Origin of the sequence: Candidatus Corynebacterium faecigallinarum (assembly GCF_052264515.1) — a bacterium.
GTDB lineage: Bacteria > Actinomycetota > Actinomycetes > Mycobacteriales > Mycobacteriaceae > Corynebacterium > Corynebacterium faecigallinarum.
This window is the reverse complement of record NZ_JBQQOC010000010.1, coordinates 1-14,815: the sequence shown is the minus strand read 5'-3', so window position 1 is coordinate 14,815 and position 14,815 is coordinate 1. Positions and strand designations below refer to the sequence as shown.

Sequence of the window (14,815 nt, the reverse complement as noted above, 5' to 3'; positions counted from 1 at the left end):
TCGGTCACAGACTGGCGATGCCCACGATGAGTGCGGCGCTCACGAAGAGGACCTGGAGCAGCGTCCGTGGGAGTAGTGGAGTGTCGGGGGAGTCTTTTCCCCGCTTCTCTGTCGCGGCGAAGACATTGGCCGGGAACATGATGATGAGCAGCAGTGCCAGGCAGAAACTGGCGGACGGTCGGGCCCAGTCGAGGAAAGTCGGGGGAACCAGAAGGCCTACCGCGGCAAGGATCTCCAGGATGCCGGTGAGGGTCACGAGGTGGTCGGGAAAGGGGAGGCGGGGAGGGACGATGGCGATCAGCCCCTGGCGACGCGTGGGGTGAAAATGTGCGCCGGACGTCAGTGCGGGCATCGCCGCAAGGCCGATGGCCAGTGCCTGAGGAAGGCCCTCGGCATAGGTGAGGCCAGCGGTTCCACTCAGGAGCGCGGCCAGTGTCGTCACGGTGAAGACAATGAACGGGGCCATGAGAATCTCCAATCTTGTCAATGAAAAGATCGCTGGATAAGCCCGAGCCATGGCAAAGCCGTACCACCGGGAGAACCTCCGCGGCGACATCATGCACATCGCTGCCCAGCTCATCGCTGAACGCGGACCGGATGCACTGTCGCTGCGTGACATCGCCCGGAGAGCCGATGTCTCCCACGCAGCTCCGGCCCATCACTACGGAGACCGTCGAGGCCTGTTCACGGCCCTGTCGGTGGAGGGGTTCACGTTGCTCGCTGAGACGCTGGCAGAGTCAGTCTCCGCCGCCCGTTTCGACCGCACCGCCCTGGCCTACGTCCGTTTCGCTGTCAGTCATCCCGGTCACTACGCCGTGATGTTCCGCCCAGATCTCATTGATTCCACTGAGGACCTCATCGCCGCACGCGAAAATGCTGCGGCTCAACTGGACGCGGGACTGGACACCGTTCCCGACCACCGTGTGACAGTGGATATCGGGGATGCCCGCCGGGCAGCGTGGGCGCTGGTGCACGGACTGTCGTCACTCTGGCTGTCCGGAGCTTTCGGGGACGCGGACCTTGAACCCGCCGTGCTTGCGGCGGCACATCAGCTCTTCACCCCGTCCGGCAGTGAGCAGTAGCCAGACTGAATCACCGGACGGCGTGGAGGGACCAGCCGTCGTCCGCCCAGAGCAGTTCATGCCGTTCCAGGACGTCGTGGGCCTCTGCGTCCGCGTCAGTGGGCACGTCCTGCACCACGACCAGATCGACATCGTTGTCCGCCAGCGTGTCCTCGCCATTGGCCAGCTCACCCATCAGTCGCACCGTGTCCACGTCACCATCGACCAGCTGCCCGTCGACGATGAGGTAGCCGGGATCCACCGGGGCGCCCGGCAGCATCTTCAGCAGTGGGTCAAGCACCGGCCGGTCGGCCACCATCCGGTAGTTCCCCGGAGGCCACAGCAGAGTTCGTGGATGGACCTCATTGCCCGGCCCCTGCGCCCACTGATCGACCTGCTCGACGACGGTGCGGTACGTCGAGTCCATCGACACCGTGGCGACATCGCCGACATCACGGGGCAGGGCAGGCACACTCACCCACACCAGGACCAGCAAAGACAGGACGCTGACCTGCGGAACCCACGTCCGGCCCGTGAACCCTCCGACCACCGTAGGCACCTGGGCGAGCACCGCGATCAGTCCCGGTACCGCCAGCACCACGAACTTCTGGGTGTCGCGGACCAGCCCTGCCCCGGGGACGTTCTCGATCAGCCAGCCGGTCACCGCCAGTCCCGGCCCAGTGGCCATCAGGGCCGGAACCAGCACCGCGGCCAGGGCGAGCCAGGCCAGTGGTGCCCAGCGGAGAGGCGGGTGTTCGGAGACCAGGGTGTCGGACGCAGCCTTCCGCACCTTGGCGGCAGCGGCCGCCACTGCGCACGCCACCGCCACAGCGACCATCGCCAGTACCACCCCGGCCAATGTGCTCACCGGGGCGAGAGCATCGCGGGACGCCGGGACGGCATCGGCATTCCAGATCCCGCCCAGGCCAGCCAGCGCGCCCAATGTCCCGACCCAGGGCTCGGACCGCGCGGCGAAAAGCTCGGCACCCGCGGCGTCCGACAATGACGCGGACGCACCGGCGTTCACCAGCGCGGGAATCAGCCACGGCAGGGCGAGTACCGCCCCGACCACCGCAGTCAGCAGCGCCCGGATCCACCGTCGGCCGGGCGTGCTGACGGTGCAGACCACCAGGGATGTCACCATCCCCAGGATCAGACCGGTCGGGGTCAGCGCACACACCACCAGTACCGGCAGTGCCAGCAGCAGCGACCTGGTCGTGGCCCGGACAATCAGCAGGGCCAGTGTCGGCAGGAGTACACCGGCGGCGACCACCGACCAGTGCCCCTGCAGCAGACGCTCTGCGACGAAAGGGTTCCACAGCGTCAGCGCGGCGGCGAGGAAGGCGACCGGGCCGGTGCGTCGGGGCTGTTCGGTGCGTCCTGTCTGACCTGCCCAGCCCGCCAGCCCCGCCGCGCCGAGTGCACCGACATAGCCGCAGACGAGCATGAGCACCGCGACCAGCAGTGGTGGCGGAATGACCGGGGACAGCCAGGCGAGGACGGCGTCCTGCGGCAGGGCGCGCGGCAGCCCGTCCTGTCCGGTCGCCAGGTCGTTGAGTGCCATCGTCGGTGGTACCGACATATCCCGCAGCAGCAGCGCGCTGGTGTCGCCGGTACGGCCGACCGTGACGAGGAAGGGCCAGAACACCGCACCGGTCAACGCGAGGCACCACAGGTGCAGCAGGACGCGTCGTAGGCGACTGCGGTGGCCGGTGGCTGGCATGGCACCTCTCTCGGTGGTCGTGGGGCGGACGGCGTGACAGGACGGGGCGGTCGACTCAAACGTTACGGGACGGCCCGGACAGCTGGGCCCGGACACAGACAACCCCGCCCGACCGGAGTGTCCGGCCTGCGGGGTTGAAAGTAGTGGAACTCGGTTAGCTGCGGTGCTTACCGGCGGACCGGTTGAGGATGAACCCGATCACAAGCAGGATCAGACCGATGATGCCAGCGCCCCAGGGGACGATGGTGCCCATGGTCGTCAGGGTGCTCAGGCCGTCCTTGGCGCGGGTCATTTGGTTCTCGTGAGTCTCGTCGTTGAACTCACCCGGGTAGTAGATCGCGGTGCGGGTCGGGTTGGCTAGCTCGGCCTCCCGGTTGTCGTCCTCGTAGATCTCCGCGGCTTCCTCGTCGTCACGGGCGTAGTACATCCAGACTTCCTCGGCACCGTGGACGATCACGCCGGTGTCCGGCTGCACACGCAGCACACGGTTCACCGTGTAGTAACGGTCCATCTCGACCTCGGGGCCCAGGTCGGCGGATGCCTCGGCGTCCTCACCCTCCGCGTCGCCCTCGGCGTCTGAGTCTTCGTCCTCGTTGCCGCGGGCGTCGTCCTCGTCGGGATCCCAGCCGTCGACCTCGTCCGGGGTCAGACCCCACTTCGCTGCCGGGAAGGCCAGCTTCAGCGAGCCCAGGGCCGCCTCGTCGGCTGCGCTGAGTTCACCGTCGCTCTCCAGCATGGCCTTGACGTTGGGGTGCATCGCCGTCGGACCGATCTGCTGCTCGAAACGGTAGATCGTCTCGCCGCCCATCTTCTCCTCTTCCACGAAGTCGATGTCGTTGGTCTCCATCAGACGGTGGTCGAAGTAGGGGTAGGCCTTCTTCTCGGTGTCGAAGGGGAACTGGAACTGCAGACCCTCACGGGTGAACTCCGGGACGTCCTCGTTGATGTTGCCGCCGTCGGCAGCCGGGGAGGTGATGTTCAGGGTCGAGGTCGGCTCATCGATGGGGAAAGCGGTCTCGCGGTCCAGAGTGACCCGGTCGATCTCTGCGGAGATCAGGTTCTCCGGCTCGGGTGCATCGGCGCGGTAGACGGTACCGCCGGCCTCCAGGGTCACCACGTCATCGTCGGACGGCTCCTGTGCCATCACGAAACGCTGCGACTGCAGGTCGGTGTCCTCCATGATGAAACAGCTCACGACCTTGTTCTCGCCGCGGCACTCCGGGAGGCTCCCCTTTCCTTGCACAGGTTCATCTTCGGCCAGGGCGCCGGAATTGACCAGCGTTCCTGGCACGACCTTGGTGACCGTGGCGGATTCGATGTCCTTCGGGATCACCTTGCCCTTGGGGACAACGTACATCGGCAACGCCAGTGCGATGACCAGCAACGCCGCGCCAAGGACGATGGCGACGTGAGAGAGCACCTTCTTCATGATGGGCCTGAGTCCTGTCTTGAGTCATTCGGGGACATTCGGAGGTGAATATGCGGCTACTTTAGCGTGGGAAACAAGGGTTATGGGGCAAAACGCGCACATTAATTCATCTGCTCCTCCAACCGGTGATGATCATTCACCGTGGATCGCCGACACGCAGGTGTGGTGCCACGGTAGCCTGATCGAACATGACTGCACCTGCGACCCCCCGACGCGTCCCGGCGGACACTGCCACGCCGCCGGCGTTTCTGCCTGCCCTGGAGGGATTGCGTGCAGTTGCGGCGCTCGGGATCATCGTCGCCCACGTCGCCTTCCAGGTCGCCCGGGACACCGGCCCGCTGATCAACCAGATGATGGCTCGCCTGGACTTCTTCGTCCCGGTGTTCTTCGCCCTGTCCGGGTTCCTGCTGTGGCGACGGCACTCCGCCGACACCGGGGTGCGCTCGTGGTCGACCTACTACGTCAAACGCATCGGACGCATCATGCCGGCCTACTGGGTGTTGGTCGTGGTGGTCCTGGTGGCGTTCCCCGTCGCCTCGGAACCGAACGGTCCACCGGGGGCACTGCCGGTGCTCGGCAACCTGTTCCTGTTCCAGAACTTCGTGCCGAATGGCCTGGTGGGTGGTCTGACGCACCTGTGGTCACTGTGCGTGGAGATGTTCTTCTACCTGGCGATGCCGCTGCTGGCTCTGGCGGTCGGACGCCGTCGCCGGCGCACCCGGGTGCTCACCATCGTCGCCGTCGGCTCGTTGAGCTACGTGTGGCCGTTCGTCGCCTGGTCGGGCGGGGAGATCAACGCTCACATCATGCCGTGGGCGTTCGTGTCCTGGTTCGGGGTGGGGTTGCTCGCCGCGGAACTGGAGGGGTGGATGACCGAGCGGCTGCGACAACGCCCGGACGATGCGACGGTCGCCGGACTGCGCCGCTGGGCGGGCCGCCGGTGGATCTGGGTGATCGTCGCCGCCGCCGCGGTGTGGGCTGCCGCGGTGGACGGCCCGGAGGGCCTGGTCACCGCCGGTGACGGCGAGTTCGCCCGACGGAACCTCTTCGGACTGGTCTTCGCCGCAGCCCTGATCGTGCCCTATGCGGTGCAGCCGGTCTCAAGGGTGATGGAGTCGGTGGTGATGCAGGCGCTGGGACGCTGGTCCTACTCGATCTTCCTCTGGCATATGGCGATCCTGTCGCTGGCCTTCCCGCTGTTGGGGGTGGGACTGTTCGACGGCTCGCTGTGGACGATGGCGCTGGTCTTCGTGGTGACGGTGGCGGTGACCATCCCGGTGGCTGCGATCAGTTACGCGCTGGTGGAGGACCCGGCGCGCCGGGCGGTCAACCGCTGGTGGAGCGGCAGGTTGCGGGACCGGGGTTAGTCCCCGTCACGTCGCCGAACCACTACAGCGTAGGCCACGGCGGTGAGACAACCGATGAACAGCAGCTCGGGGGCCCAGCTGTCCCCGGCGTAGTTGCCGTAGTTCCCGGAGCCCCACGGTCCGCGCACCATCAGGATGCTCCCCAGTCCGCCCAGCAGCATCGCCAGGCTGACCGGCTCGGTCACCCGCCACAGGGCATGCAGCGGCAACGGGGACGACGTGGACTTCTTCTCCAGTGCCCGTCGCAAGGCCGGGGCACCGACCAGGACACCGACAGTGACCAGGGCAGTCACCGCACCGGGGAGTCCGGCGATCCCTGCCGCGAGGGCGAGGGTGACAGCACCGCCGAGTACCCGGCCGACGGCACCTGTCTTCGTCGGGGTCACCACGGTCTCGGCACCGGTCGCGTCCGGTGCCACCAGATCAGCCGGGTCGTCCGGATCGCACGCGTCAACCGGATCATCAGGGCGTCCGCCACCGCCACGGCGCAGCCCGACCAGGGCGACGGCGAAAGCCAGCAGCAGGGCCAACGCACCCGCCAGTCCGGCGGCGAGCCACCGCTGGTAGGTGTCGGTGGCGGTGAATTCCACCTCGAGCGACTCGAGGAGTTCCTCGTCCGACAGGGCGGCAACCCCGGAGTCGGCGGGCACCCGCCAGCCCTGCTGCCACCCGTTGACGGTCACGGACTCCAGTTCGGTGCCGTCGACACTCGCCTGGCGGCCCTCATTGACCGTGGTGGCGGTGAGGATCACCCGGTCGCCGTCAGCATCAGCGGCTTCTGCCTCAGCCGCCGCCGCGTACTCCGGCGTGGTCAACGAGATCCACCGATCGCGGCTGCGAACCTCATGCTCCCCGGCGCTCAACGTCACGCGCTGTCCACAGCTCACTGACTCTCCGTCGATCAGGCTCACGGTGCCCGCACCGGCGGCGCAGCGGTCACTGTTCACCGTCACCTCGGTGTCCTCGGCCACGGTGATGACCCGACGCAGCTCGAACTCGTTGATCTCCTGACCCAGCACCCACCTGCCCGGGGCCTGGTGGACCCCACCGGGGGAGGGCACCACGATGTCGCGGCGCGGGGTCACGTCCTCACCCGTGTCGACCTCGGTCAACTGCGCCTGGCTGATCCCGGCGCTGCCCCACGCGCCGAGGATTCGTAGCTCCACCCGGTCTGCCTGGCCCTGCGGCAGCAGCAGCCGGGAACTGTCCTCCCGGTAGCCGGGGATCACCATCGTCGTCGATGCCACCGTCTCCTCGCCCAGGTAGGTGGTCGCCTGCACGCGCAGCGGCCCGCCGGACGCCTGCGCGGTCAGTGACATCTGCGAGCGCGGCTGGTCCAGCTCGACGCTGAGCCACTGGTTGATCGGCGAGCCGGTCCCGGGCCGCCACGCGGTCTCACCGACCCCGTCGACCGCCGCCGAGATGCCGGAGGACGCATCGGCCCCGCCCAGCGACGTCGGATCGGATGCCGAGGAACTCGCGGTGATCCGCCCGCCGGTCTCCCGGACCTGGGTCATGTCGTCCTCGTGGACGCCGGCGGGGTAGTCGCGCACCGGGTTGCGGGTCCAGCGCTCATCATCGGCGGCGAGGATGTCCGAGGACGCACCGGTCACGGTGCCGTAGTTGTGCTCCCGCAGTGCGGGGGTGTCGGTCACGGTCACCGGATCGTCGCCGCTGCCCGAGTTCGCATCGGACGGGACGTCCTGCGTCAGGATCCGGTCGCGCGGTGTCCGCTCGGCCGCAGCATCGGCGGCGGCGAGGCGTGGCAGTACTTCCGCGCCACCGGCGGTGACCTCCAGATCGTCCTCGTCGACGACACGAGGTCCGGTCGCGCTGCCGTCCCCACTGCCATCGACGCGGAAGATGCGCACGTCATCGTCGCCGAAGGACGCCACCTCGGTGAAGCCTTCCGCCGCCGCAGAGTCCGTCAAGGTGGTCAACACACCCCGGGCACCGGGAGTGTCGGCCACCTGGGTCAGGTCGGTGCGCACCAGCACCATCCCCACACCCTGCTGCAGCAGTGCATCAGCCAGGGCAGGATTGCGGCCCTGGGCGTTGACCGGGGAGAACTCGCGGGTTATTCCGTCGAGGGACCGGATCGCCTCCGGCGGCACCAGCGGCACCGCGTCACGGACCACCCACGGCACGTCCAGCAGTGCCTGGGCCGGTTCATCGCGGGTATTCCCCCAGGTCTGACGGGCGAAACGGGCCTCGGGGAGGATCATCGTGCGGGTGTCGGCGGCCCCGTTCTCCTCGTCGTTGAGCCAGTCCGCGGCGTCCTGCCAGTAGGACGGGACGGACCGGAAACCATCCTCCGGCACCAACCGTCCGGTCCACGCCGGGGCGGTCGCCACACCTGCAACGATGATCGTCACCAGTGAGGTGACCACCGCCGGATTCTTCTCCGGGTGGGCCCAGGTATCCCGCAGCCCCTCGCGGGTGAACGGGGACGGCACCGACACCCCACCCAGCAGGTGGGCGACGCCGACGACCATCGGCAGGTGGATCAGGGCATCGAACTTGTGCAGGTTACGCAGCGGGGCACCAGCGCCGTCCAGGAACGACTGCACCGATTCGGCCACCGGGGAGAACGGTGCTCCGGCCAGCCCGAAGATCGCCACGCCGACACCCAGCATGAGCAGCCAGGTACCGGCGAAGGGTGGCAGGACGCGACGGGCACCGTCAGTGCCCCGCCGTGCCCCCAGTCGCGCACCGGCCAACCCGGCCAGCCCGGCGAGCGCGACGACCAGTGTCGCCGCCATGAAGACGGCCTCGGTGGCCAGGGCGTACCCGGCCTGACGTTCCGAGGACAGGAACGCCGTCCAACTCGTCGTCCCGCGCAGCACCTCGCCGAGGCCGAACCAGTAGGAGGTGATCCCGGCGGATTCGATGTAGTCGGTGAACGGGGGAGAGTACCGCCCCAGGATCAGCAGCGGGCCGATCCACCAGAAGCAGGCCAGCACCCCGCCGGGCACCCACCAGGCGGCGAATCGCCAGGCGGTGCGACGTCGCAGTCGGGCGTCCTGCCCGGTGGCGAAGACCCCCTGGGCCAGCCACCACAGCACCGCCGGCACCACCGCGGCGAGCGTGGCGACCGCATTGACCGCCCCCAGGCACAGCACCGCGACCGCCGAGCCCAAGGCGGCGACCGCCAGTCGTCTGGCGGAGGGACGCCCCGGCAACTGCAGGACACGCACCACCGGCAGCATCACCCACGGCACCAGGGCGATGGTCCACGCCTCCGAGGAGATCGCCCCGAGGGTGGTCAGGATCCGCGGACTCAGCGCGAACAGCACCGCTGCGACGATCCGGGAGCCACGCGAACCCACCCTGGATGCCTCCAGGAGCTTCACCACCCCGGCGAATGCCAGGAACAGCAGCAGCGCCCACCACAGGCGCTGGACCAGCCAGTCCGGCAGGGGTTCCAGCACAGCAAAGAACAGGCCGTGCGGGAAGAGATACCCGTAGGCCTGGTTCTGCAGTTGGCCGAGGGGGAAGACGTCCGTCCACGGCGACAGTGCCTGCTGGAGGAACCCCCAGGGATTGGCGGTGAGGTCGTGCTTGGTGTCTGCGACGGTCAGTCCAGGGCCCTGTACCAGGGCGAGGACCAACCAACACAGTGCCGCGGCACCCCATCCGCGGCGGGAGAGGGTTGGTGCCACTAACGGTCTTCAGTCATGTTTCAGCGGCGCTCGCCGTACTGGATGGAGCCCATCACCGCGTCATCGACCGAGATGTTGTTGCTCGGCAGGTCGGTCGAGTCGGCGACCGATCCGGCGGCGAAAGCTCCGATACCACCGAGTACCACGCCGACTACGGCAGAGGCGATGGCGGGGCCCAGGGTGCGGCGCGGCTGTGAGTCAGTCTCGGTAGGCAAAGTTCGATCCCGTCGTCGGTCATCGGATGATGTCGGTTTGATTCTGTGGTGATACTACCCGGTGATCTACGGTGTGGGGGAGTTTTCCGCCGATTCGGTGGTGTCGGCCCCGTCCTCGTCATTCTCATCCACCGGCGGGACGATCAGGACCGGACACCCGGAATGCTTGATCAGGCTGTCCGAGACGCTGGACTGCAGCAGGGAACGCCACCCGCTCAATGCCCGTGAGCCGGCGACGATGATCGAGACGTCCAACTCACGGGAGGCGTCCACGATCGCGCTCCATACTGCGGTGGCAGATTCCACGAGGAAGGGCTCGGTGACGAAGCCGTGGCTCTCGGCCAGGGCGACGCCCTCGCGGCAGATCTCCACGGCATCGGTGTAGGCGGGGTCTTCAGTGTCGTCGCCGAGGCTCGACCAGTCGTGCTGCATCATGCCGCTCATTCCGGCGGTGCGGGCGGCCTGCCGGTGGATCGGCTCCCACACGGTGAGGATGTAGGCATTCTTCGCCGACAGGAAGCGTCCGGCGTAGTCGATCGCGCCGTTGGCCTCCTCCGAACCGTCGTAGGCGATGAGGACGGTGTCCCCGTCGAAGGAACCCAGAGAGGCGCCCGTGGCGTCAGCGGTGGTGTCGGGCTGGTTGCTGGTTGATTCGCTACCCATGCCCCCGAGCGTAGTACGGTCGGGGTTCCCACGTGGCCAACTCCCGGCCCCGCATTTCGCCCCCGCACGGAAAGGTGCCCGCCAGTGCGTCCCGCCCGTCCCCGTTCTGCCACCGCAACCACACCTGTCCGTGGATCCTGTGTCGCGTACCTGGCCGGTGTGGCCCTGGCCGGGGTCGTCGTCGCCGGTGCGTTGACCGCCTGCGGTTCAACGCAAGACGATTCGGACGACTCGACCCCGGCCGCCACAGCGTCGGGCACCGCCCCGGCCGCCACCGGGTCCGCCAGCAGTGCGCCCACCACCGATACCCCCGACACCGCGGCGTCCTGCGCGGTGCCGGAGGACCTGGCCCAGCTTGCCGGCTCGGCCCTGGCCGTCGGCGTCACCGGCTTCGACGATGCAGCGGCGGCCGTGGATGCCGGGGTGCGCCACATCTTCGTCGGCTCCGGCACCGACCTGTCCATCCTCGACGGCCAGGGTGACCCGGAGCGCAGCATCAGTGCCCTGAAGGACCGTGCACGTGCCGCCAACGAGACCAATGGTGTCAATGGTGACAATGGGGATGGCGCCGAACTCGCCGTATCCGTCGACGAGGAGGGCGGGCAGGTCCAGCGGCTGGCCGGGGTGATCGGTGAGGTGCCCTCGGCCCGACAGCTCGCCGAGACGATGGAACCCGGCCAGGTCATCGACCTCTTCGCCGAGCACGGCCGCAAGATGGCCGAACTGGGCATCACCATGGACTTCGCCCCGGTCGTCGACCTGGCCGGCGGCGAGCAGATCAGCGACAACGCCATCGGCGACCGGTCCTTCTCCGATGACCCGGCCGTGGTCACCGAGTACGCTGCCGCGGCCGCCCAGGGACTGCAGCAGGCAGGGGTCACCCCGGTGATCAAGCACTTCCCCGGCCACGGCCACGCCACCGGTGACTCCCACCACGGCACCGTGACCACCCCGCCGATCGACCAGATGGACGCCGACCTGCAGCCTTTCGCAGACCTGCTGAACGGTGAGGGGGATACCGACGGCCCCGGTATCGCGGTGATGGTCGGCCACATGCAGACCCCCGGGCTGGACGCCCCGGACGCGCCCGGAGCGTCCACCCCCGCCTCGCTGAACCCCGCGGTCTACGAGATGCTGCGCACCGGACTCGTCGGTGGCCCCGGTTTCGACGGCGTGATCTTCACCGACGATCTCACCGGCATGGCCGCGATCACAGACCTGCACTCCGGGCCGGATGCGGTAGTCGCCGCGGTGCGCGCCGGATCGGACGCGCCGTTGACCTCCACCGCAGCAAATGTACAGGCCACGGTGGATGGCATCGTCGCCGCGGTGGAGGAGGGCAGCCTGGACCGGGAACGCCTGGAGGAGACGTCCGCCCGCCAGTGCGCGCTGAACTGAGGCCTCACTGAGACCCCGAAACACCGACTCGGGGTGTCACCGCGCGGGGTGAACCACTAGGGTGTGTCACGTGACCAGCAATGACACCTGGGGCCGGACAGAAGATCCGGGCAACTCCCCGGCAGACGACACCGCGACGGCCGATGCACCCGGCCGGCGCAAGCGCAGCCTGTGGTGGCTGTGGACGCTCATCGGTGTCCTCGGACTCGGCGGCGTGCTCTACGCCACCGACATCATCATGAGCGAGGGCAATGTGCCCCGCGGCGTGACCGTCGGCGGTGTCGACATCGGCGACATGTCCTACTCCCAGGCCGAGGCGCGCCTACGCAATGAACTGGCCCCGGGCACCCGGGAGTCCGTCGAAGTCACCGCCGGTGACATGTCCACCAGCATCGACCCGATGACCTCCGGGCTCGCCGTCGACTGGGCCGGCACCATCGAGCAGGCAGGCCAGCAGCCGATGAACCCGATCACCCGGGTGATGAGCTTCTTCCAGGAGCGCGAGGTGGGCATCGTCAGCACCTTCGACGACGGACAGTTGGATACCACGCTCGAGCGGGTGGAGGGGGATCTGACCCGCGACCCGGAGAACGCCACCCTGGCCATCGACGAGCAGGGCGCCGCCGACATCGGCGATGATGTGCCGGGCCAGACCGTGGACACCGATGAGGTGCGCGTGGCGGTCAAGGACCACTGGCTCAACGCCGACCGCTCGGTGAGCATCGATGCGGAGGTGACCGAGGCGGACGTCCTGCGCGACGCCGCCGATGCCGCGGTCACCGAGTACGTCGACAAGGTGACCGACGGTGACGTGGTCTTCACCGGACGCGATGACACCGACGGGGTGATCACCCCCGGTGACATGGGCAAGATCGTCACCTTCGAGCCGGAGGACGGTGCGCTGGAGCCGGAGTGGAACACCGAGGCCGCCCAGGAGATCCTCTCCGAACATCTGGGGTCCACCGAGGTTGAGTTCCGCAACGCCTCCTTCGAGGCCGACGGCCGTGACCTGAAGGTCATCCCCTCCCAGGACGGTGTGCTGATCAACTGGGAGGACACCCTCGACCCGATCGAGGACAAGCTCATGGAGACCGGTGAGCGGACCAATGAGGTGGCCTACGACGAGAGGGACGCCACCTACACCACCGAGATGGCCGAGCGCGCCAGCTTCGATGACGTTGTCGGTTCCTTCTCCTCCGGAGGCTTCGCCTCCGACTCCGGGGTCAATATCCGCCGGACCGCCGAGCTGGTGGACGGGGCGATCGTGCTGCCGGGCGAGACCTTCAGCCTAAACGGCCACACCGGCCCGCGTGGCGAGGCCCAGGGCTTCGTGGACGCCGGCATCATCCAGGACGGCCGGGCCGACCGGGCCGTCGGTGGCGGTATCAGCCAGTTCGCCACCACCTTGTACAACGCGTCCTACTTCGCCGGTATGGAGGACGTCGCCCACACCCCGCACTCCTACTACATCGACCGGTACCCGGCCGGTCGTGAGGCGACGGTCTTCGAGGGTGCGATCGACCTGCAGTTCAAGAACACCTACGACACCCCGGTGCTGATCGAGGCCTCGGCGGACTCCAGCGAGGTGACCGTCCGACTGCGCGGGGTCAAGCACGTGGAGGTGGAGTCTGACTCGGGTCCGCGGACGAACTACACCGACCCGCAGCGCCGCGAGGTCTCCGGCGACGACTGCTCGCCGTCGAGCGGTGGGCGAGGGTTCACCATCACTGACACCCGTACGATCAAGGACCTGGATGGCGGGGTGGTCTCCCGCGAGACCACGACCACGGTCTACGACCCGCAGCCGATCATCACCTGCTCGGACTAGCGGTCGCTGGGGGTGCCGGGAGCGCGAAGTGGCACTGCAAGTGGTCGTCCGGTCAGTGTAAACGGCCGGAAAACCCCGGATTATTGGCCATCTACACTGACCAGACGACCATCCACACTGACCACGCGACCAGGTGCGATACCAGTCGGAGGGAGGGGCCCGCAGTGACGCGTCGAGGCAATTCTCCGCAACGACATCGAGCCCGTGACCAGATGGAGAGTCTGGTCACGGGCTCGAGTCACTCGGTCGTGGCGCGCCCCTCGCAGGAGATGAGGAAAAGGAGAGCAAAACTGGAGAGTGATGAGGGATAAGGAGAGGCAAGAAAGAGAGAGTCCGGCGGGGTTTCCATGGCGGGGACATCGGTCGCGGGGAGCGGCCGGTGTGACCGACGGCGACCGTGAGGTACGGCCGTCTGCGGTGGGTGCCATGGTCCGTTGAGGGGTGCAGGAATGCCGGACGAGGAAAGGCGAGGGGCCACTGTTGAGTTATGTGCCAGTGAGGGCAGACGCCCCAGGGTATGGTGGCAGGCCTTCCGGTGAGAGACGCTGAGAGACACCGGGATTGACGCTGGTCTGCCACGCTAGTTCGAGGAGAGAACCGGGTCGGAACGTCTGCTTCTCACTGGCGTGGCAGCAAGGTAGGCAGGTCACCTGGTCACCTGCAATGGGGTGGTGGGTGAACCGGGGGTGGTCGATCGGGTACCATGGGAGGGTATACTGTCGGAATTATGTCCTGGCAGTGCCAGTAAGAATGACGTTTTCACCAGGCAAAACCAGTATTCGTTCGGACTGCATCAGGTCGACCTTCGGGGGTGCCTCGGCGCTCTCGGGTCCATATGGCCCTGGCCCATTCGACAGTCTCGTAACAGCCTCGAAGCACATGCCCGGGTGAGTAACTCCGTCCGGTCAGCTGGTGGGAACCTTGACTGCAGGGACATCGGGCAACGGCCGGGTATTCGCGCCCTCACCGCGCCAGGGGGCGATGAACAGACCCGGGACCGGACGCAGTATCACCCACAGCAGAATGGCACCGGCCACCGCGGCCACGGTGAAGGCGATCGTCACCACGGTCGACAGCCCGAGGGAGAGCATCGGGGCGGAATCGTCCATCGGCCAGAGCGTGAGCAGGACGCCGATGACCGGCAGGTGGAGCAGGTAGATCGGTAACGTATGGCGTCCGAACCAGTCGAGACGCAGCCACGGCAGGTAGCGGGCGATCAGGGCCGACGCGATGATCCCGGTCGACATGCCCAACGCCGTCAGCGGGAGCCACGCCGGGGACGTGATCGCACCGCTGAGGGCGATGAGGATACCGAACGACACCACGAATGCTCCACCGACCAGGACCAGCATGGCCACCGAGACGCGGTCGGCTGCACGTTTAGGTGACAGTTGTTAGTCACGCCGCGAGGGCGACGTCCTTGGTCATGATGGCCTCGAATTCGATCGGGGTCAAACGTCCCAGACGGC

At 67.7% G+C, this 14,815-nt stretch carries 11 protein-coding genes; 4 read left to right on the top strand and 7 right to left on the bottom strand.

Annotated features, from left to right (window positions below; genetic code table 11):
- Positions 1 to 4 precede the first annotated feature (4 nt).
- Complete coding sequence (locus tag ACTXPP_RS06915) at positions 5 to 466, bottom strand: DoxX family protein (RefSeq protein WP_301524675.1); 462 nt, start codon at positions 464 to 466, stop codon at positions 5 to 7.
- Between the two features lie 49 nt (positions 467 to 515).
- Here ACTXPP_RS06915 and ACTXPP_RS06910 point away from each other — a divergent pair, with 49 nt between their 5' ends.
- A complete protein-coding gene (locus ACTXPP_RS06910; RefSeq protein WP_443341467.1) occupies positions 516 to 1,082 on the top strand; it encodes a TetR/AcrR family transcriptional regulator in 567 nt (188 codons plus the stop codon).
- A gap of 10 nt (positions 1,083 to 1,092) precedes the next feature.
- Here ACTXPP_RS06910 and ACTXPP_RS06905 read toward each other — a convergent pair whose 3' ends face one another.
- Both ACTXPP_RS06905 and ACTXPP_RS06900 read right to left on the bottom strand, forming a co-directional pair.
- Positions 1,093 to 2,784 (bottom strand): MmpA family trehalose lipid delivery protein, encoded by a 1,692-nt coding sequence (locus ACTXPP_RS06905; protein WP_443341465.1) that lies wholly within the window; start codon positions 2,782 to 2,784, stop codon positions 1,093 to 1,095.
- A gap of 154 nt (positions 2,785 to 2,938) precedes the next feature.
- Positions 2,939 to 4,213, bottom strand: coding sequence for a PorA family protein (locus ACTXPP_RS06900; RefSeq protein ID WP_301496776.1), 1,275 nt, complete (start codon positions 4,211 to 4,213; stop codon positions 2,939 to 2,941).
- A gap of 188 nt (positions 4,214 to 4,401) precedes the next feature.
- Here ACTXPP_RS06900 and ACTXPP_RS06895 point away from each other — a divergent pair, with 188 nt between their 5' ends.
- Positions 4,402 to 5,580 carry an acyltransferase family protein gene (locus ACTXPP_RS06895; RefSeq protein WP_301496775.1) on the top strand — a complete coding sequence of 393 codons (1,179 nt, stop codon included), beginning with the start codon at positions 4,402 to 4,404 and terminating at the stop codon, positions 5,578 to 5,580.
- Here the strand turns inward: ACTXPP_RS06895 and ACTXPP_RS06890 are convergent.
- From ACTXPP_RS06890 to ACTXPP_RS06880, 3 genes are all read right to left on the bottom strand, one after another.
- On the bottom strand, positions 5,577 to 9,242 hold the full coding sequence (locus ACTXPP_RS06890; RefSeq protein WP_443341463.1) for a DUF3367 domain-containing protein: 3,666 nt from the start codon (positions 9,240 to 9,242) through the stop codon (positions 5,577 to 5,579). The two genes, ACTXPP_RS06895 and ACTXPP_RS06890, sit on opposite strands and share 4 nt — an antisense overlap.
- 20 nt (positions 9,243 to 9,262) lie before the next feature.
- A complete protein-coding gene (locus tag ACTXPP_RS06885; protein WP_301496773.1) occupies positions 9,263 to 9,457 on the bottom strand; it encodes a DUF2613 domain-containing protein in 195 nt (64 codons plus the stop codon).
- Positions 9,458 to 9,523: 66 nt separating this feature from the next.
- Positions 9,524 to 10,120 carry a universal stress protein gene (locus ACTXPP_RS06880; RefSeq protein WP_301496772.1) on the bottom strand — a complete coding sequence of 199 codons (597 nt, stop codon included), beginning with the start codon at positions 10,118 to 10,120 and terminating at the stop codon, positions 9,524 to 9,526.
- A gap of 84 nt (positions 10,121 to 10,204) precedes the next feature.
- Here ACTXPP_RS06880 and ACTXPP_RS06875 point away from each other — a divergent pair, with 84 nt between their 5' ends.
- Both ACTXPP_RS06875 and ACTXPP_RS06870 read left to right on the top strand, forming a co-directional pair.
- Positions 10,205 to 11,518: a glycoside hydrolase family 3 N-terminal domain-containing protein gene (locus tag ACTXPP_RS06875; RefSeq protein WP_443341460.1), complete on the top strand. Its 1,314-nt coding sequence runs from the start codon at positions 10,205 to 10,207 to the stop codon at positions 11,516 to 11,518.
- A gap of 238 nt (positions 11,519 to 11,756) precedes the next feature.
- Positions 11,757 to 13,346, top strand: a complete 1,590-nt coding sequence (locus ACTXPP_RS06870; RefSeq protein ID WP_301498369.1) for a VanW family protein — start codon at positions 11,757 to 11,759, stop codon at positions 13,344 to 13,346.
- A gap of 905 nt (positions 13,347 to 14,251) precedes the next feature.
- On the opposite strand, the gene ACTXPP_RS06865 is transcribed toward ACTXPP_RS06870, so the two are convergent.
- Complete coding sequence (locus tag ACTXPP_RS06865) at positions 14,252 to 14,698, bottom strand: acyltransferase family protein (RefSeq protein ID WP_301525376.1); 447 nt, start codon at positions 14,696 to 14,698, stop codon at positions 14,252 to 14,254.
- Positions 14,699 to 14,815 lie beyond the last annotated feature (117 nt).